This is a genomic window from Thioalkalivibrio sp. ALJ15, assembly GCF_000383695.1.
Classification (GTDB): Bacteria; Pseudomonadota; Gammaproteobacteria; order Ectothiorhodospirales; family Ectothiorhodospiraceae; genus Thioalkalivibrio.
Genome location: NZ_KB912056.1, coordinates 738,807 through 756,686, shown reverse-complemented (window position 1 = coordinate 756,686; position 17,880 = coordinate 738,807). Strand labels below are relative to the sequence as shown.

Annotated in this window: 17 protein-coding genes; 3 read left to right on the top strand and 14 right to left on the bottom strand. The window is 67.4% G+C overall.

Annotated features, from left to right (window positions below; genetic code table 11):
* Positions 1–211: 211 nt before the first annotated feature.
* From G015_RS0103600 to rpmE, 9 genes are all read right to left on the bottom strand, one after another.
* Complete coding sequence (locus tag G015_RS0103600; protein ID WP_019592388.1) at positions 212–2,272, bottom strand: transglycosylase SLT domain-containing protein; 2,061 nt, start codon at positions 2,270–2,272, stop codon at positions 212–214.
* A gap of 142 nt (positions 2,273–2,414) precedes the next feature.
* Positions 2,415–2,957, bottom strand: coding sequence for a pseudouridine synthase (locus tag G015_RS0103595; RefSeq protein WP_038049992.1), 543 nt, complete (start codon positions 2,955–2,957; stop codon positions 2,415–2,417).
* Positions 2,957–3,622, bottom strand: a complete 666-nt coding sequence (locus tag G015_RS0103590; RefSeq protein ID WP_018138112.1) for a DUF1007 family protein — start codon at positions 3,620–3,622, stop codon at positions 2,957–2,959. Before G015_RS0103590 ends, G015_RS0103595 begins: the two co-directional genes overlap by 1 nt.
* Positions 3,619–4,566 carry a 5'-3' exonuclease H3TH domain-containing protein gene (locus G015_RS0103585; protein ID WP_018995039.1) on the bottom strand — a complete coding sequence of 316 codons (948 nt, stop codon included), beginning with the start codon at positions 4,564–4,566 and terminating at the stop codon, positions 3,619–3,621. The genes G015_RS0103590 and G015_RS0103585 overlap by 4 nt, the downstream gene beginning before the upstream one ends.
* Entirely contained in the window at positions 4,550–5,473 is a 924-nt protein-coding gene (gene mdh, locus G015_RS0103580) for a malate dehydrogenase (RefSeq protein ID WP_018138114.1), read from the bottom strand. The genes G015_RS0103585 and mdh overlap by 17 nt, the downstream gene beginning before the upstream one ends.
* Positions 5,474–5,530: 57 nt before the next feature.
* On the bottom strand, positions 5,531–6,751 hold the full coding sequence (locus G015_RS0103575; RefSeq protein ID WP_018138115.1) for a malic enzyme-like NAD(P)-binding protein: 1,221 nt from the start codon (positions 6,749–6,751) through the stop codon (positions 5,531–5,533).
* Between the two features lie 75 nt (positions 6,752–6,826).
* Positions 6,827–7,684, bottom strand: a complete 858-nt coding sequence (locus tag G015_RS0103570; RefSeq protein WP_018138116.1) for a M48 family metallopeptidase — start codon at positions 7,682–7,684, stop codon at positions 6,827–6,829.
* Positions 7,681–8,457: a thermonuclease family protein gene (locus tag G015_RS0103565; RefSeq protein WP_020146166.1), complete on the bottom strand. Its 777-nt coding sequence runs from the start codon at positions 8,455–8,457 to the stop codon at positions 7,681–7,683. The genes G015_RS0103570 and G015_RS0103565 overlap by 4 nt, the downstream gene beginning before the upstream one ends.
* A gap of 99 nt (positions 8,458–8,556) precedes the next feature.
* Complete coding sequence (rpmE, locus tag G015_RS0103560; RefSeq protein ID WP_018138118.1) at positions 8,557–8,760, bottom strand: 50S ribosomal protein L31; 204 nt, start codon at positions 8,758–8,760, stop codon at positions 8,557–8,559.
* Positions 8,761–9,098: 338 nt separating this feature from the next.
* On the opposite strand from rpmE, the gene rimO reads away from it, so the two are divergent.
* The 3 genes from rimO to bioD are packed head-to-tail and all read left to right on the top strand — an operon-like array spanning position 9,099 to position 12,100.
* A complete protein-coding gene (gene rimO / locus G015_RS0103555; RefSeq protein ID WP_020146165.1) occupies positions 9,099–10,460 on the top strand; it encodes a 30S ribosomal protein S12 methylthiotransferase RimO in 1,362 nt (453 codons plus the stop codon).
* A 27-nt stretch (positions 10,461–10,487) separates the two neighbouring features.
* Positions 10,488–11,384 carry a phosphoribosylaminoimidazolesuccinocarboxamide synthase gene (locus G015_RS0103550; RefSeq protein WP_020146164.1) on the top strand — a complete coding sequence of 299 codons (897 nt, stop codon included), beginning with the start codon at positions 10,488–10,490 and terminating at the stop codon, positions 11,382–11,384.
* Complete coding sequence (gene bioD, locus G015_RS0103545) at positions 11,381–12,100, top strand: dethiobiotin synthase (RefSeq protein ID WP_020146163.1); 720 nt, start codon at positions 11,381–11,383, stop codon at positions 12,098–12,100. Before G015_RS0103550 ends, bioD begins: the two co-directional genes overlap by 4 nt.
* Here the strand turns inward: bioD and G015_RS0103540 are convergent.
* From G015_RS0103540 to gap, 5 genes are all read right to left on the bottom strand, one after another.
* A complete protein-coding gene (locus G015_RS0103540; RefSeq protein ID WP_018138122.1) occupies positions 12,028–12,831 on the bottom strand; it encodes a lipid-binding SYLF domain-containing protein in 804 nt (267 codons plus the stop codon). The two genes, bioD and G015_RS0103540, sit on opposite strands and share 73 nt — an antisense overlap.
* 91 nt (positions 12,832–12,922) lie before the next feature.
* Positions 12,923–13,987: a class II fructose-bisphosphate aldolase gene (gene fba / locus G015_RS0103535; RefSeq protein ID WP_018138123.1), complete on the bottom strand. Its 1,065-nt coding sequence runs from the start codon at positions 13,985–13,987 to the stop codon at positions 12,923–12,925.
* A 69-nt stretch (positions 13,988–14,056) separates the two neighbouring features.
* On the bottom strand, positions 14,057–15,487 hold the full coding sequence (gene pyk / locus G015_RS0103530) for a pyruvate kinase (RefSeq protein WP_018138124.1): 1,431 nt from the start codon (positions 15,485–15,487) through the stop codon (positions 14,057–14,059).
* Positions 15,488–15,524: 37 nt separating this feature from the next.
* The gene (locus G015_RS0103525; RefSeq protein ID WP_018174936.1) at positions 15,525–16,703 is read right to left on the bottom strand and encodes a phosphoglycerate kinase; all 1,179 of its coding nucleotides are present in this window, start codon (positions 16,701–16,703) and stop codon (positions 15,525–15,527) included.
* Between the two features lie 138 nt (positions 16,704–16,841).
* Positions 16,842–17,840 (bottom strand): type I glyceraldehyde-3-phosphate dehydrogenase, encoded by a 999-nt coding sequence (gap, locus tag G015_RS0103520; RefSeq protein WP_018138126.1) that lies wholly within the window; start codon positions 17,838–17,840, stop codon positions 16,842–16,844.
* Positions 17,841–17,880: the final 40 nt, after the last annotated feature.

Here is a 17,880-nt window from a genome sequence, read left to right as displayed (position 1 = left end):
AGCGAGTTTCAGCGCCGCCGGCCCGAGGGCCCTGGAGCAAGGTCCCCGGGCGGAATCCGGGTGCCCTTCTTTGGGTACTTTCTTGGGCAAGCAAGAAAGTACCTCGCGGCGCGCTCGCGAGTGAGCGCATGGCAGGCGGCCGGCCGAAGGCACCGTAAACACCGGATGCCGAACCAGGCCCAGCCTCAGCGCGTGAAGCAGCCCCGGCCCGTCAGCAGGCGTTTTCGGTGTAGCCCGGCGCATCGCAGAAGGCGCGCCCGAGCGCGAGGTCCTCGCGCATGTTGCGCAGCGCCTGGAGGTGATCCTCGCGGCTCGCCGCGAGTTTGGACTCCGGCGCCACCGGGAACAGCAGCTGCGACAGCGACGGCGGGTCCTGCCCCAGACGCACCGCATAGACGATCTGGTAGGCATACACCCGGCGCACGTAATCGCGCGTCTCCGAGAACGGGATCAGCTCGGCCCAGATATCGGCGTCCATCTCGCCATCGTCCGGCAGCCAGGAGCGCACGCGATGCGCCCCGGCGTTGTAGGCCGCCGTGGACAGCAGGCTGTGCCCGCCAAAGCGGTCCAGGTTGCGCCGCAGGTAGTAGGTGCCCAGCGTCGCATTGGTCGCCGGGTCGAGGATGTCCCAATCGGAGTTGACCCGGACCCCGGCACTGGAGGCAATCGAGCGCCCGGTCGCCGGCATGATTTGCATCACCCCCAACGCACCGGCCCCGGAGCGCACGTCATGCAGAAAGGCGCTCTCCTGGCGGGCAATCGCCATCGCCCAGGCCGGGTCGATGCCCTGCTTCTCCGCGCCCGGGACGATCACGGAATCGAAGGCCAGCGGGAAGCGCAGCTCGATATCGTCCCAATTGCGGGCCCGCGCAATGGTGAAGATCGCGCGGTCGTACCAGTTCCAGTCGGCGAACTCGGCGGCCGCGGCCTCGAGCTCGGGCGGCTCCATGTTGGCCACGGTACGGGTCCACTCGCGGCGTGCCTCGGCGTAGCGGTCCAGCGCCACCAGCTCGCGCATGCGCTGCATGGACGGGCGGTCCATGATCGATTCGCGCGCACCATTGGCCAGCTGCAGAGGCTGGTGCCCGATGCGGTAGGGCTGGCCCAGACGATCGGCGGCCAGGAACCCGTGGAAGTTGCGCTCCCGCGCCGCCCGTTCGTAGAAGAAACGTGCCTCGTCGGCATCGTCCAGTTGCTCCAGCGCCCGTGCATACCAGTACTGCCAGGCGGTCTCGTCGCGGGCATCGCGGCTCATGGAGCGGATCGCGCTTTTGACCGTCTCCCAGTCGCCATCATGGAGCGCGGCACGTACCTGCCACTGGCGCAGCTGGTCGTCGAAGACCTCCGCGTCCAGCCCCTCCATGAACTCCAGCGTCTCGGAGCGGAAACGCAGGGCAAGGCGCAGCGCGAGCGCATGCTCAATCTCGCGGGCGGTCTCGGCCGGGAAGCCCAGACGCTCGCCGCGCTCCTCCCAGCCCTTCAGTGCCGCATCCAGGTCCTGCGGAATCCAGCGCTTGAACGCCTGTTCCAGCATCGCCTCGGCAGAACGATGATCGTCCGCGCGGACGTCGACCTCGACCACCCGTGCCGGACGCGACTCGAGCTCCAGCCAGCGCTCCGCCCAGTCGCGATCGGCGCTGGCCAGGTAGCGGCGCAGGTAGCGCGCGAGCCCGGTCTGGCGCGCCTGCATCGCCAGGGCGAAACGCTCCCAGGCCAGCTCATCGGTCAGCCCGCCGGCATCGCGCCAGGCCTTGAGCGCCGGATCACAGGCACTGGGACGGGACTGGCCGTGCAGCCAGATGGAGTCCATATCCTCGATCGCCGCGGAGGTGTTGCCGGTCTCGATCAGTGCCTTGCGCCGCTGGCAGTCCTGCGTGACGGAGAGATCGCGCCCGTCGTCGGCGAAGTCGAGATACCGCGACCAGGCCTCTTCGCGGGCCAGATAGGAGAGGTAGTTGCTGCGCAACTGGCCGGCCAGCGGGGTGTCGTCGTGCTCTTCGATAAAGGCGCGCACGGCATCGGGGTCCGCACGCCCCAGGTCGCGAGCCAGCTCGCGATGATCCAGATAGGGCGTCAGCGGATAGCCCTCGAGCGTGCTGCGGGCATTGCGATAGGCCGCCATGTCGCCACGACTCAGGGCGCGTTCGGCATGCAGGAACAGGCTGCGTTCGAAGACCATCCCGGTCGGGCCCGGGTTAGCCGCCGGAGCCCCGGCGGCGAAGGCCATGACCAGACCGGTCAGACCCGTGGTGAATATCCTGGGCAGGCGCATTGGATTGCGTTCTCGCTTGGCTGATCCGTTCATATTCCGCACGACCTGTGGCGGGCGCAATGGTCTTGTGGTGATTTCGCACCGGCCGGGCCGCATTCCGCGACAATCCCGCGATGCCCCGGCGCGGCGCTTGTGACCGGTTTCACTCGCGTTCGATCACCGAAAACGCCCCGCGTTCCAGGCCATCCAGGGTCCAGGAGGCCACCCGGTAGCGCACCAGTCGCAGGGTCGGATGCCCCACCGCGGCGGTCATGCGCCGCACCTGGCGGTTGCGGCCCTCGTGCAGCGACAGCGCGAGCCAGGTCGTCGGGACGGACTTGCGAAAGCGTACGGGCGGGTCGCGCTCCGGCAGATCGGGCGGCGCCATGCGCTCGACCTTCGCCGGCTGCGTGCGTCCATCCTTCAGATCCACCCCGGTGCGCAGGGCCTCCAGGGCGGCGTCATCGGGCTCTCCCTCCACCTGTACCCAGTAGGTCTTGCTGGTCTTGTGGCGCGGCTGGGTCAGCCGCGCATTCAGGCGCCCGTCGTCGGTCAGCACCATCAGCCCCTCGCTGTCGCGGTCCAGGCGCCCGGCCGGGTAAACCCCGGGGATGTCGATGTAATCCGCCAGCGTGGGGCGCCCTTCCGGATCGGTGAACTGCGGCAGCACGCCCCAGGGCTTGTGGAACAAAACGATTCGGTGCATCAATCGCAGCGCACGGTCACGCGCTCGGCGAAATGGCGCCCCAGGTCATAGTCCACCGTGGCCCCGTAATCGAGCATCATGGCCTTGGCGACGAGTTGGGGATCCGGGCGGGGGCGCTCCAGCTCTGCACTGCAGCCCGCAGCCGCGAGCCCGTCGGCCTCGACGATGCGCGTACCGGCCGGCTCCTCGTGCAGGAGCTCGATGAAATAGGTCGGGTCGTAGACCTTGTACGCCAGGGTCTCGGAACCCACATCGACTGGCTCGTCCAGCGCCAGGCGGAAACGGAAGAACAGCAGCCCGTCTTCCATGCGCATGGACGGATCGGGCTCGGCAGCGACGTCCACCGCGCGCCCGCCGGCCTCGACATGGCTGTACCACTCGTATTCCTCGAGGTTGCCGAGGATCTCGCGGGCGAGCGCCTGCAGCTTCTCCTCTTCGGTCGCGCCCTCCTGATGCGCCAGGGCATCCTCGTAGAGGTACTGCCCGTAGGTCGGGTCGAAGCGCCAGCGATGCAGCATATGGGTGATGCGCCCCTCGCCATCGCGCTCCAGCGTGATCTCCAGATCAATCCAGGCATGCGGATGCGCCTGTACCGGCGCACTGACCAGCAGCAACCACACCAGGCCCGCGGCAAGGATGGCGTAGAGAAGAGAACGTGGCCTCATGCAATCTCCGGGGTCGTGGACCGCCAGGCACCGGCGGCCGCCAGCAGGCGACCATGATAATCGCGCGCGACCCCGAGTTCCGCGAGCCAGCGCGCGGCATCGGGTTTCGGCCCGGTGGGTTGCAGGGCGTCGAGCCCCGGCAGGTCGGGGATGCGGTCCGCCAGCCCGGTCAGGCGGCGCGACAGGCGCAGCCGGTCCGACTGCTCGGCAATGCGCGCGGCCACGACATCAGCGCGGCGGATATTGCAACGCGCCACGGCCTGCGGTTCGGCCAGCACTGTGTCCAGATCGCCCAGGCGGCGCAGGATCCGCGCCGCGGTCCTGGGGCCCACGCCCTCGATACCCGGGACGTTGTCACTGGCATCGCCCGCCAGGGCGAGCATGTCCGCAACCTGTTCCGGACGGATGCGAAAGCGCTTCTCGATCGCACGGCGATCCAGCGCGGTCCCGCGCTCCGGATCATGCATCCGGTCCTGGTCACCGAGGATGACCTGGGTCAGGTCCTTGTCCGCGCTCTTGACCTCGATGCGACAGCCCGCGGCCCGGCCGACACGCGCCAGGCTGGCGATCAGGTCGTCGGCCTCGTACTCGGGATGGGCCAGGGTCCGGAAGCCGAGTTGACCAAGCAGCTCCCGGATACGCGCGAACTGCTCGCGCAGCTCCGGTGGCGCCGGCGGGCGGTGGGCCTTGTAGGTGGGGTCGAGCCGGTGGCGAAAGCCCCGGCGCAGGCTCTCGTCGAAACAAAAGGCGATCGGACCGGGGGCGCAGGCAGGCAGCCACTGGCAGAGCGAATGCACCAGCCCGTGCACGGCCCCGCCCGGCCGCCCGAGCGGATCCAGGTCCAGCCCGCGCGCGAACCAGGCACGAAAGACAAAGATGCTGGAGTCGACCAGCGTCAGGGTCGGGCACGGCAGCCCCGGGCGCGACTCAGTGCAGGCGCTCAAGGTCCTTGCGCACCCCGGCGATGGACTGGTCGAAGGCCGCGCGTTCATCCGCGTCCAGTTCCAGCTCGATCACCCGTTCCATGCCGCCCTGGCCAAGGATGCAGGGCACGCCCATGGCCACATCGCGTTCCCCGTACTCACCCTCCAGCAGGGCCACGGTCGGCAGCACGCGCCGGCGATCCACGGCGATCGCCTCGACCATCTCGGCGATGGCCGCTGCGGGCGCGCCATAGGCGCTGGAGGTCTGTTTCAGGGCAAGGATCTCGGCACCCCCGTGGCGGGTACGCTCGACGATGTTGTCGAGCGTCGCCTGGTCCATGAAGTGGTGCAGCGGCACGCCGTTGACACTGGAATAGCGCAACAGCGGCACCATCGCATCGCCATGACCACCCAGGACCAGGGCCTGGATGTCGTGGGTGGACAGCCCCGTCTCCAGGGCGATGAAGGCCTCCATGCGCGAGGTATCCAGCACCCCGGCCTGCCCGAAGATCCGGTCGCGACTCCAGCCGGTCTTCTGCCAGGCGCGGTAGGTCAGCACGTCCACCGGGTTGGACACGACCAGGATGCGGCTCTGCGGCGCATGGACGAGGATGTCCTGCAGGATCTGGTCGAGGATCTCGACGTTCTTGTCCAGGACATCGGAGCGCGACATGCCCGGCTTGCGCGGCAGCCCGGCCGTGACGATCACCAGTTCCGCGCCAGCGATCACCGAGGGTTCGTGACTACCGACCAGGCGCGTATCGAAGCGCAGCAGGGGCGCGGTCTCCTGGATGTCCAGCGCCGCCCCGGCCGCCGCACCCTCGCGCACGTCCAGCAACGCGATCTCGCGGGCGACATCGCGCCGAGCCAGGAACTGGGCGGTGGATTCGCCGACGCGTCCGGCTCCGATAATGGCGATTTTCTGCATGCTTCCCTCGTATGACGGAGGTGGAGTTTGGAGAAGCGCTGATCAATCAGCGTCTCCTTAGCGGCGGGCAACCCCGCTGTCGCGCGCGGCCTGTGCGACCGCCTGCGGCACAGTATCGATCAGGCGCGGATCGAACGGGGTCGGCAGAATGTAGTGCGGACCAAACTCGAGCGCCTCCAGGCCATAGGCGTCCAGCACGGCCTGCGGGATCGGCTCGCGAGCCAGTTCGGCCAGCGCATGCACGGCCGCGACCAGCATCTCGTCATTGATCCGGCGCGCGCGCACATCCAGCGCACCGCGGAAGATGAACGGGAAGCCCAGCACGTTGTTGACCTGGTTGGGGTAGTCCGAACGGCCTGTCGCCATGATCAGGTCGTCGCGCGTCTCGAGCGCCAGTTCCGGCCGGATCTCCGGATCCGGGTTGGACAGCGCGAAGATCACCGGCTTTGGTGCCATGGACTTCAGCATCTCGGGCGTCAGCAGATCGGGGCCCGACAGCCCGATGAAAACATCCGCCCCCTCGCAGGCGTCCTCCAGCGTGCGCGCCTCGGTATCGACCGCGAAGATCTGCTTGTACTCGTTCAGGTCGTTGCGCTGGCTGTGGATCACGCCCTTGCGGTCCACCATAAACAGGTTCTTCTTGCTCGCCCCCAGGCGCAGCAGCAGTTGCATGGAGGCGATGCCGGCCGCGCCGGCGCCAACGCAGACGATCTTCGCGTCACTGAGCTTCTTGCCCTGGATCTCCAGGGCGTTGACCAGACCGGCCGCGGTGATGACCGCCGTGCCATGCTGGTCATCGTGGAAGACGGGGATATCCAGACGCTCGGACAGGCGGCGCTCGATCTCGAAGCAGTGCGGCGCGGCGATGTCCTCGAGGTTGATCCCGCCGAAGCCGCCGGCAATGCGGGCCACGGTGTTGATGAAGTCCTCCGGCTGCGGCGCATCCACCTCGATGTCGTAGACGTCGATGTTGGCGAAGGCCTTGAACAGGACGCCCTTGCCCTCCATCACCGGCTTGGCCGCCAGCGCGCCGACATTGCCCAGTCCCAGCACGGCCGTGCCATCGGTGATCACCGCGACCAGGTTGCCCTTGCCGGTATAGCGGTAGGCCAGCTCCGGATCGGAGGCAATCGCGCGCACCGGCGCGGCCACGCCGGGCGAATAGGCCAGGGAGAGGTCATCCTGGGTCGCCGTGGGCTTGGTGATGTGGATGGCCAGTTTCCCGGCCGGCTGCTGTTCGTGGTAGTCCAGCGCGCGCTGGGTGAAATCGTTGGACATGGCGTTGCGGGGCCTTTCAAGCAGTGGCTGTCAGAGTGCAGCGGGGTTCCGGGGCCGGTCCGGCCCCGCGACCGGTCAGTTGACCGGGTGGGTCGGCACCGAGGAGCGCCGGGCCTGTTCGTACAGCGGCCGGAACTCGTCGGCCATGCGGGTCAGGTCGCGCTGGCGCGACTCGGGCGCCGGGTGCGTGCTCAGGAACACCGGATGACTTCCGTTGGCCTGTTCCGCCATCTTGCGCCACAGGCTCGCGGCCGCGTCCGGATCATAACCGGCCCGCGCGGCCAGTTCGATCCCGATGCGGTCGGCCTCCGCCTCCATCCGGCGGCTGTGCGGCAGCTGCACCGCGAGCGCGGCCCCCAGGGCGGCGCCGGTCAGTGCGACGGGCGAGCGGTCGCCGGTCATCGCATAGCCCGCTACCGCGAGATTGCTGGCCAGGGCCACCGACATCTTCTCGGCCGTGTGCGCGGACAGCGCATGGGCGATCTCGTGGCCGATGATCTGCGCCAGCTCGTCGTCGGTCAGTTCCAGTTGCTCAATGATGCCGGAGTAGATCGCCATCTTGCCACCGGCCATGGCGAAGGCGTTGACCGTGTCCGGTGCCTCGATCACGCGAATCTCCCAATCCCAGTCGGCGGTCTCGGGGCGGTACTTGACCGCCTGCGCCACCACACGCTCGGTGATCTGCTGCACGCGCGCGGTCATCTGGGGGTCGGCGTCCACCCTCCCCTCCTCGCGCGCCGGGGCCAGCATCTCCACATAGGCCGTGCGCGAGGCGTCGATCGCCTGGTTCTCGGAGACGAGCATCAGCTGCGAGCGCCCGGTGACCGGGTTGGTAGTACAGCCCGGCAGCGCAACAGCCAGGCCCGCGCCGATCAGCAGCGTCAGGGCCAGCGCCGCCCAGCGACGGGGAAACAGGCGGGACAGGGCGTTCATGGATCAAGCACCTCGAGATCAAAGGGGTGGCGGATCCGCATCCGCCCTCGCTCCCTCCAAGGATACACCGCGCCGCGCGCAACAACGGTGTTACCCAGCAGTGAGCGTGGTTCCAGATCCTCGAAAAAATCGCGGTCATCCCCGGAGATCAGCAGGTCCAGCGGGCCGTCCAGTACGAGCACCCAGTGCGGGTCGCGCACCCGCACGTCGATTACCTCGCCCTGGACCCGCAGCCGCCCCTGCGAGCGCTCGCGCGGCGGCTCCAGCCAGCCGACCGGGAAGGCCTCGAGCCGCTCCAGCCAGAGCCCTCGTGACGCTTCCCGTGCCACGGTCTCGGCCCCGTAGTAACACTCATCCAGGGGCCCCGGTTCCGGGCCGGGGCGCGGCATCGCCAGGCCATCACCAATCAGACTGGCCGCCAGCAGCGGCCCATCGTCGATCCAGGCATGCATGCGCAAACGGCCATGGGCGTCGCGGGCCGGACGTCCCGGCAACAGCACCAGGCGCTGATCGACGCCGCGCAGGCGTTCCTCCAGGGATTCGCGCAAGTCCAGCCCGAAGCCCACCGGTAACAGCTGTGGCGCGACCGACGGGAGTGCGGCCGCCGATGCCAGACCCAGCAGACGGATATGTCGCCCGTCTCCCAGCTCCAGGGCATCCGGCGCCCAGACACGCTCGACCGTTACGCGCTGCAGATCGCGTGGGTCGTGGTCCTCCAGCGCACACTGCGCCGCGGCCCCCGGGGCGAGCAGCCACGCCGACAGCGCGACCAAACAAACGAGGGCGCCCCGCGGGACGCCCTCGTTACATGGCGCGAGCATCCACTGGACACTCCGCCAGAAACCGCCTCGCGCCATCGGGCGCGAACGCATTTAGAATGCGAAGCGGCGGTTGAACTTGTCGACCTGACCGGCGGTGTCAACGATCTTCTGCTTGCCGGTGTAGAACGGGTGGCACTGCGAGCACACGTCCAAATGCATCTCGTCTTTCGAGAGAGTGGAGCGGGTCTCGAACTGCGCACCGCAGCTGCAGATGACCTTGACGTTGTGGTAGTTCGGATGAATGTCGGCTTTCATGGTCGGCTCACGCGTGTTCTGGCGAAAAGTGCGATAGCATAGCCGCCTTTCCGGGGCTGTTGCAAGGTCCTTCGTGAAGGCCGGCAAGCGGGCCCTGTGTACGCAAGCCCCTGAAGATAGCGTCCCTTCGAGGCATTTGGGGCGGCCTGTGGATAACCTTGTGGACGGATTGTCAACGCCGGCCGCCAACGGGGCCAAAAGGGGCGGCGCAACCCGCCCCCCGAACGACACCCTGTCCACGCAACCCGTTAAATCAAAAGAACAATCGGGGAGTACACCGGCTGACGCACCAGGATCGGGGCGCGCCCGGAGCAGCTCCCAGAAGGCGATAACGTACTGTGAATAAAAGCAACACCCAGTCTCCCGACAACGCGCAGCGCGTGGGCTTTGTCAGCCTCGGTTGCCCGAAGGCCCTGGTCGACTCCGAACAGATCCTGACGCGCCTGCGCGCCGAAGGCTACGAGATCGCCGCCGACTACGACGGCGCGGACCTCGTCGTGGTCAATACCTGCGGCTTCATCGACGATGCGGTGGCCGAATCCCTGGACGCGATCGGCGAGGCCCTGGATGCCAATGGCCGGGTGATCGTCACGGGCTGCCTGGGCAAGGATGCCGAGCGCATCCACGAGACCCACCCGGGCGTGCTCGCGGTCACCGGCCCGCATGCCTACGAGGAAGTCGTGGGCGCGGTGCACGAACACCTGCCGCCGCCGGCGGCCCCGTTCGAGTCACTGGTGCCGCCGCAGGGGATCCGCCTGACCCCGCGCCACTACGCCTACCTGAAGATCTCCGAGGGCTGCAATCACCGCTGCAGCTTCTGCATCATCCCCAGCCTGCGCGGCGACCTGGTCAGCCGCCCGATCGGCGAGGTGCTGGCCGAGGCGGAGCGCCTGGCCGCGGCCGGCGTGCGCGAGATCCTGGTGATCTCGCAGGACACCTCGGCCTATGGCGTGGACGTGAAGTACCGCACTGGCTTCCATGGCGGGCGCCCGATCCGTTCTGATATTGCCCACCTGGCCGAGGCACTGGGCCAGCTCGGCATCTGGGTGCGTCTGCACTATGTCTACCCCTACCCGCACGTAGATCGGCTGATCCCACTGATGGGCTCGGGCGAGGACGGCGGGCTCCTGCCGTATCTGGACATGCCGCTGCAGCACGGCCACCCCCGGGTACTCAAGGCGATGCGCCGCCCGGCCGCCGCCGAGCGCGTTCTGGAACGCATTGCGAGCTGGCGCGAGCAGGTCCCCGACCTGACCCTGCGCTCGACCTTTATCGTGGGCTTTCCGGGCGAAACCGAGGCCGAGTTCGAGACCCTGCTGGAGTTCCTGCACGAGGCGCAGCTGGACCGCGTCGGGGCCTTTGCCTACTCGCCCGTGGAGGGTGCGGCGGCCAACGACCTGCCGGACCCGGTGCCGGAGGCCGTGCGCGAGGAGCGCCTGGCGCGCTTCATGGACGTGCAGGCCCGGATCAGCGCCGAGCGGTTGCGCCGCCGGATCGGCAGCCAGCCGGTAGTGCTGGTCGACGAGGTGCACACGGACGGGACCGTGATTGCCCGCTCTGCCGCGGAAGCCCCGGAGATCGACGGCGTGATCCGCGTCGCCGGGGTCGACCCGGAATCGGTGGATATCGGGGACTTCATCGAGGTCGCGATCACCGACACCGACGAGCACGACCTGATCGCCGAACTGCCAGACGACTGACCACAAGCCGACCGAACGGAAGCACTGATGAGCGACGCCCTGCTGGAAAGCCACATCCCCGATCTCGAACTGGTCCATCGCGGCAAGGTGCGCGACCTGTACGCGGTCGACGCCGACCACTGGCTGATGGTCACCACCGACCGCCTGTCGGCCTTTGACGTGATCCTGCCCACCCCGATCCCGGGCAAGGGGCGGATGCTGACCGCAATTACCGAGTTCTGGATGCACAAGGTCGAACGCGAGCTGGGCACCCCCAACCAGCTGACCGACATCGCGCTGGAACAGGTGGTCCCCGACCCGGCGATCCGGGCGCCACTGGAGGGCCGCAGTCTGGTGATTCGCCGGCTCGAGGCGCTGCCGGTGGAGGCCGTGGTGCGCGGCTACCTGATCGGGTCCGGCTGGAAAGACTACCAGGTCAGCGGCGCGGTCTGCGGCATCCCGCTGCCGGCCGGCCTGGAACTGGCCTCGAAGCTGCCGGAGGCCATCTTCACCCCCAGCACCAAGGCAGCGGTCGGTGATCACGACGCGAACATCGACTTCGCCACCGTAGTGGACACGATCGGCGAGGAACGGGCGCAACAGGTGCGCAAGGCCGCACTGGCGATCTACGCGATGGCGCGCGACTACGCGGCCGAGCGCGGGATCATCATCGCCGATACCAAATTCGAGTTCGGGGTGGACGCGAACGGGACCCTGCACCTGATCGACGAGGTCCTCACGCCGGATTCCTCGCGCTTCTGGCCGGCGGACCAGTATGCGCCAGGCCGGAGCCCCGAGTCCTTCGACAAACAGTACGTGCGCGACTATCTCGAGACCCTGGACTGGGACAAGACCGCTCCCGGACCCGAGCTGCCGCCCGAGGTCGCGGAGCAAACGGCTGCGCGCTACCGCGAGGCCCTGGAACGCCTGACCCGCGACGCATGATCGAAATGCCGCCACAGGGCTTGTTCGTCACGGGCAGCGACACCGGCGTCGGCAAGACCTTCGTTGGCTGCGCCCTGCTGGCAGCGTGGCGCGCCGAGGGCCTGGACCCGCAGCCACGCAAGCCGGTGGAATCTGGCTGCCCCGAGCGCGACGGCACGCTGTTCCCCGAGGATGGCGCCGCCCTGACCGCGGCGGCCGGCCTTCCCGCAACGGCCGTGGCGCAGGTGACGCCGTGGCGGTTTCCCGATGCGCTGGCACCCGATCAGGCCGCTGCGCGCCAGGGTGTGCAGCTGACGGTCGCGGAACTGGTTCAGGCCTGCGAGGTGCCGGGTGGTGGCCCCCGACTGGTGGAGGGTGCGGGCGGGTTCTATTCGCCGCTGTGCGGCGATGGCCTGAACGCCGACCTGGCGCAGACCCTGGGCCTCCCGGTCCTGCTGGTCGCCGAGGACCGGCTAGGGGTGTTGAACACCTGCCTGCTGACGCTGGAGGCCCTGGAACGTCGTGGCCTGCAACTGGCCGGGATCGTGCTCAACCGTCGCCACGCCGATACCGATCCCCTGCTGGACAATGCCGGGGCGCTGGCCCGGTACACGGCCGCACCCATCCTGTCGCTGCCGGAGGGGATAGCCTCGGAGGAGGCGACTCAGAAGCTCTCCACCTGGAAGTCGTCCTGGCGGATGCCGCCTTCGCCCGGGGTGACCTCGTCCAGGGTTTGATCCGGGCGCATGTCGCCGCTCCCGGTCGTCGGCTCGGCGGCCTCTTCGGGCTGGCGGAAGGAGGCCAGCAGGTCGCGCAGCTCGCGCGTCCCGGCGTGATCCACGCGTCGGCTCTCGATGATGTGCACCGGTCGCTGCGCCTCGCCGTAGTACGCCTCGTTGAAGTCGTCACGCACGGTCAGGCGCGAGCCGGACAGGCTCATCCCCAGATAGGCCCCACGCGAGCGGGAATAGGTCAGGAAGTCAGCCGTCGGGGTGGAGCCACGCCCGGCCCCGACCGGACCGGCGGCAACGGAGGCATCGGCGCCGAGACGGATCGCCGAACCGAACATCGAGTCCACCGCATCCTGGGTGCGCGCGACCATCACCACCTCGGCGGCATCACCCCCGAACTGCATACCAAAACTGATCGACCCGGCCGAATAGAAGGCAACCGGCGAGTAGTCGCCCTTGTCCTCGTCCCAGGCGAGGAACACACCCATGCCCCCGGAGCCCCCGATCAGGAACGCGCCGCGTCCAATACGCGGGAAGATGACGACACCTCGGGCGGTGCGCAGATCTTCCTGGAGGTGTTCGTATTCGGGGTGCGTGGCCATACGCTCCAGCGTGACCTTCGCCCGGTCGACAATGTCCTGCGGGTCAACCTCGCGGCTGAACGGGTTGGCGTGGGCAGTGGCGGACAGCGCAGCCACCACCAGCGCGGTCAGGCAAAGATGGATCAGTCGCTGCATTGGGTAAACGCTCCGGATTGCTCGGAATTGGCGACATGATCGCATAAAAAAAGGGGGCCGAAGCCCCCTTTTCCGTGCTGCGATCCGCAGATCAGTTGACCTTGGGATCCAGCTCGCCAGACAGGTAACGCTTGACCATGTCGTCCAGGGAGATCGGCTTGATCTTGGACGCCATGCCGGCGCAACCGAAGGCCTCGTAACGGGCCTGGCAGATGTCCTTCATGGCCGCGGTGGAGGCCTTCAGGAATTTGCGCGGGTCGAATTCCTTCGGGTTCTCGGCCAGGAACTTGCGCACCGCACCGGTGGAGGCCATGCGCAGGTCGGTGTCGATATTGACCTTGCGCACGCCGTGCTTGATGCCTTCCTGGATCTCTTCAACCGGCACGCCATAGGTCTCGCCCATGTCGCCACCGTACTTGTTGATGATTTCCAGCCACTCCTGCGGAACGGAGGAGGAGCCGTGCATGACCAGATGGGTATCCGGGATGCGGTTGTGGATCTCCTTGATGCGCTGGATGGCCAGGATGTCACCGGTCGGCGGACGGGTAAACTTGTAGGCGCCGTGAGAGGTACCAATGGCGATCGCCAGGGCGTCGCACTTGGTGTTCTTCACGAAGTCGGCAGCCTCGTCCGGGTCGGTCAGCAGCTGGTCGTGGGACAGCTTGCCTTCGGCACCGGAGCCGTCTTCCTCGCCGGCCATGCCGGTTTCCAGGGAACCCAGGCAGCCCAGCTCGCCTTCCACGGACACACCACAGGCGTGGGCGATCTCGGAGACCTTGGCGGTCACGTCACGGTTGTAGTCGTAGCTGGCCGGGGTCTTCATGTCGGGCATCAAGGAGCCGTCCATCATCACCGAGCTGAAGCCGGACTGGATGGAGCGCAGGCAGACCGCCGGCTCGGAGCCGTGGTCCTGGTGCAGCACGACCGGGATGTCCGGATACTGCTCGATGGCGGCAATGATGTTGTGACGCAGGAAGGGCTCGCCGGCGTACTTGCGGGCACCGGCGGAGGCCTGAATGATCACCGGGGAGTCGACCGCGGCGGCCGCTTCCATGATCGAGTGGACCTGTTCCATGTTGTTGGCGTTGTACGCCGGCATGCCATAGCCGTGCTCGGCGGCATGGTCCAGCAGTTGACGAAGGGAGATCAGTGCCATGGGTTCCTCCTTAACGGGATCGGACTGACGTAGTAAAAACTCTTGGGTCTTCCAGGGGGCCGCGTCGGCTCACAACTCGTCGCCAACGCGCACGATCTTCATGGCATTGGTACCGCCATGTTCGCCCTGCAAATCACCCTTGGTAATGATAACCAGCCCGCCATCCTGCACGACGCCCTCGGCCCGGAGCAAGTTGACCGCCTCACGGTTCAGGCTCTCGTGGCTTTCGGGGATCGGCTCCAGGATCCGGGGGTATACCCCGCGATAGAGCGTCATACGGCGGCTGGTGGACTCGTGCTGGGTGAGCGCGTAGATCGGAATACCGGAGCTGATACGCGACATCCACAGGGCCGTGGAACCGGATTCGGTCAGTGCGGCAATGGCCGCCACGTCCAGGTGGTTCGCCGTGTACATCGTGGCCATCGCGATGGCCTCGTCGACGCGGCCAAAGGTCGAATCCATGCGGTGGTCCGACTGGCGCGCGGCGCGTTGGCGCTCGGCGGCCTCGCAGATCCGGTCCATGCTCTCGACCACGCGCGCCGGATAGCGCCCCGTCGCGGTCTCGCCGGAGAGCATCACGGCGTCCGTGCCGTCGAGCACCGCGTTGGCCACATCGAAGACCTCGGCACGCGTCGGGATCGGGTTCTGGATCATGGTCTCCATCATCTGAGTCGCCGTGATGACCAGACGATTGAGCGTACGCGCCCGCGAGATCAGGGTCTTCTGCACGCCGGGGAGCTCGGCGTCACCAATCTCCACGCCGAGGTCCCCGCGCGCGATCATGATCACCTCGGAGGCCGCGATGATCTCGTCGATCACCTCCAGGGCCTCGGAGCGCTCGATCTTCGCGCAGATCCCGGCCTCCCAGCCGGCGTCATTCAACAGGCTGCGCGCCAGGTGCAAGTCCTGCGCGGAACGCGGGAAGGAGACGGCCAGGTAGTCCACCTGAAGCTCGGCCGCCAGACGGATATCCTCGCGGTCCTTTTCGGTGATCGCGGGGGCGGACAAGCCACCGCCCTGGCGGTTGATGCCCTTGTTGTTGGACAACTCGCCCCCGACCACGACGGTCGTCTCGATGCGCGCCCCGTTGACGGCGGTCACCTTGAGCACGATACGCCCGTCATCCAGCAACAGGATGTCGTCGGGGCGCACGTCCTGCGGCAGTTCCTTGTAGGTCAGCCCGACCTGGGTCCCATCCCCGGCGTCGCGATCCAGGTCCCCGTCCAGCGCGAAGGACGCGCCTTCCTGGAGTTGGACCCGACCTTCGCGAAAGCGGTCGATGCGGATCTTGGGGCCCTGCAGATCGCCAAGGACGCCGACGCAGCGACCCGCGCGATCCGCCGCGGCGCGCAGGCGGGCGAGCCGGGTACGATGGTCATCCGGGTCGCCATGCGAGAAGTTCAATCGAACGACATCCACGCCGGCCAGGATGATGGCCTCCATGGCCTCGTCGGTATCCGTGGCCGGCCCGAGGGTGGCCACGATCTTGGTACGTCTCATCCGCGTCGTTCTCCGTCAGCGGAGAGCGCGCCGGGCATCAGCCGCGGGCGCGCTCTTCCAGGATGGCGACGGCCGGCAGGGTCTTGCCTTCGAGAAACTCGAGGAAGGCGCCACCACCGGTGGAGATGTAGCTGATGCGATCGGCCAGGTTGTACTTGTCGATCGCGGCCAGGGTGTCGCCCCCGCCGGCGATGGAGAACGCATTGCTCTCGGCGATGGCCTCGCCCAGGGCCTTGGTACCGGCGGCGAACTGGTCGAACTCGAACACGCCGACCGGGCCATTCCAGACGATGGTGCCAGCGTTGCGCAGGGCCTCGGCGTAGGTCGCCGCGGTATCGGGGCCGACGTCGAAGATCATGTCGTCATCGGCTACGGCATCGACAGACTTGGTCTCGGCCGGGGTGGACTCAGAGAATTCCTTGCCCACGGTCACGTCGGTCGGCACCGGGATCTCGCCGCCCTTGGCGCGAGCCGCCTCCATCAGGCGCTTGGACTCATCGACCAGATCGGCCTCGTACAACGACTTGCCGACACCGTGGCCCTGGGCCGCGATGAAGGTATTGGCGATGCCGCCACCGACGATCAGCTGATCCACCACGCTGGACAGCGATTCCAGCACGGTGAGCTTGGTCGAGACCTTGGAGCCGCCCACGATGGCCACCAGCGGGCGCTTCGGGGTCTCGAGGGCCTTGCCCAGGGCCTCGAGTTCCTTGGCCAGCAGCGGACCGGCGCAGGCCTGCGGGGCAAACTTCGCCACACCATGGGTCGAGGCCTGGGCGCGGTGAGCGGTACCAAAGGCATCCATCACGAACACGTCGCACAGGGCCGCGTACTTTTTGGCGAGCGCCTCGTCGTCTTTCTTCTCGCCCGCATTGAAGCGGACGTTTTCGAGCAGGATGACCTCACCCGGCTGGGCGTCCACACCGTCGAGGTAATCCCGCACCAAGCGCACTTCGCGGCCCAGCAGACCGGCCATGTGCTCGGCGACCGGGGCCAGGGAATCCTCCTCGGAGAACTCGCCCTCGGTCGGGCGGCCCAGGTGCGACATCAGCATCACCGCGGCGCCGGCGTCCAGCGCCTTCTGCACGGTCTCCAGGCTCGCACGGATACGCGCGTCGGAGGTGACCTTGCCGCCTTTCACCGGCACGTTCAGGTCCTGGCGCACCAGCACGCGGCGGCCATTCAGGTCGAGATCGGTCATCTTGATGACAGACATGGGAGTACCTCTCGGAAATACGTTGAACAGATAAAGGCTTCGGGCCAGCCCCGTTCGGGACTCGCCCCAGGCCTCTGGATCCCGGCCAACCCGGGACAAGGAAAACGGCCGGGCCCGCGAGGACCCGGCCGTCAGGCCTTACTTGGCGACGTGCTCCACCATGCGCAGCATGTTGCAGGTGTAGCCGTACTCGTTGTCGTACCAGGCGACGACCTTCACGAAGGTCGGGTCCAGCTGGATGCCGGCGCCGGCGTCAAACACGGACGGGGCGGTGTAGCCACGGAAGTCCGTGGAGACCACCAGCTCGTCGGTGTAACCCAGCACGCCCTTCAGCTCGCCCTCAGAGGCCTTCTTCATGGCCGCGCAGACGTCGTCGTACTTGGCGTCGCCGTTCAGTTCCACGGTCAGGTCGACTACGGAGACGTCGGAGGTCGGCACACGGAAGGCCATACCGGTCAGCTTGCCGTTCAGTTCCGGCAGCACCTTGCCCACGGCCTTGGCCGCACCGGTGGACGACGGGATGATGTTCTCCAGGATGCCGCGGCCGCCGCGCCAGTCCTTCATGGACGGGCCGTCAACGGTCTTCTGGGTCGCGGTGGCGGCGTGCACGGTGGTCATCAGGCCACGCTTGATGCCCCATGTGTCATTCAGCACCTTGGCCACCGGAGCCAGGGCGTTGGTGGTGCAGGAGGCGGCGGAGACCATGTTCTGGCCCGCGTAGTCACCGTGGTTAACGCCATAGACGAACATCGGGGTGTCGTCCTTGGACGGCGCGGACATCACGACCTTCTTGGCGCCGGCGTCCAGGTGCTTCTGGGCGGTCTCGGCGGTCAGGAACAGGCCGGTGGACTCGATCACGATGTCGGCGTTGATGTCGCCCCACTTCAGCGCGGACGGGTCCTTCTCGGCGGTCAGGCGGATGCGGTTGCCGTTCACCACCAGGTGGTCGCCGTCGACGCTGATGTCGCCTTCGAAGCGGCCGTGCACGGAGTCGTAGCGCAGCATGTAGGCCAGGTACTCCGGATCCAGCAGGTCGTTGATACCGACCACCTGGAGGTTCGGGAAGTCCTTGGCGATGGCGCGGAAGGCCATGCGGCCGATACGACCGAAGCCGTTAATACCAACCTTGATCGACATAGGATGTCTCCTCTCTTTCTTGCTTATGCGAAATCGATGC

Coding starts and splice junctions, on each gene's coding strand:
- G015_RS0103600 (WP_019592388.1), bottom strand. CDS start 2,272: ATGCGCCTGCCCAGGATATTCACCACGGGTCTGACCGGTCTGGTCATG.
- mdh (WP_018138114.1), bottom strand. CDS start 5,473: ATGCAGAAAATCGCCATTATCGGAGCCGGACGCGTCGGCGAATCCACC.
- G015_RS0103575 (WP_018138115.1), bottom strand. CDS start 6,751: ATGTCCAACGATTTCACCCAGCGCGCGCTGGACTACCACGAACAGCAG.
- rpmE (WP_018138118.1), bottom strand. CDS start 8,760: ATGAAAGCCGACATTCATCCGAACTACCACAACGTCAAGGTCATCTGC.
- G015_RS0103540 (WP_018138122.1), bottom strand. CDS start 12,831: ATGCAGCGACTGATCCATCTTTGCCTGACCGCGCTGGTGGTGGCTGCG.
- G015_RS0103550 (WP_020146164.1), top strand. CDS start 10,488: ATGAGCGACGCCCTGCTGGAAAGCCACATCCCCGATCTCGAACTGGTC.
- pyk (WP_018138124.1), bottom strand. CDS start 15,487: ATGAGACGTACCAAGATCGTGGCCACCCTCGGGCCGGCCACGGATACC.
- G015_RS0103525 (WP_018174936.1), bottom strand. CDS start 16,703: ATGTCTGTCATCAAGATGACCGATCTCGACCTGAATGGCCGCCGCGTG.
- G015_RS0103570 (WP_018138116.1), bottom strand. CDS start 7,684: ATGAACGCCCTGTCCCGCCTGTTTCCCCGTCGCTGGGCGGCGCTGGCC.
- G015_RS0103595 (WP_038049992.1), bottom strand. CDS start 2,957: ATGCACCGAATCGTTTTGTTCCACAAGCCCTGGGGCGTGCTGCCGCAG.
- fba (WP_018138123.1), bottom strand. CDS start 13,987: ATGGCACTGATCTCCCTTCGTCAACTGCTGGACCATGCCGCCGAGCAC.
- bioD (WP_020146163.1), top strand. CDS start 11,381: ATGATCGAAATGCCGCCACAGGGCTTGTTCGTCACGGGCAGCGACACC.
- G015_RS0103590 (WP_018138112.1), bottom strand. CDS start 3,622: ATGAGGCCACGTTCTCTTCTCTACGCCATCCTTGCCGCGGGCCTGGTG.
- gap (WP_018138126.1), bottom strand. CDS start 17,840: ATGTCGATCAAGGTTGGTATTAACGGCTTCGGTCGTATCGGCCGCATG.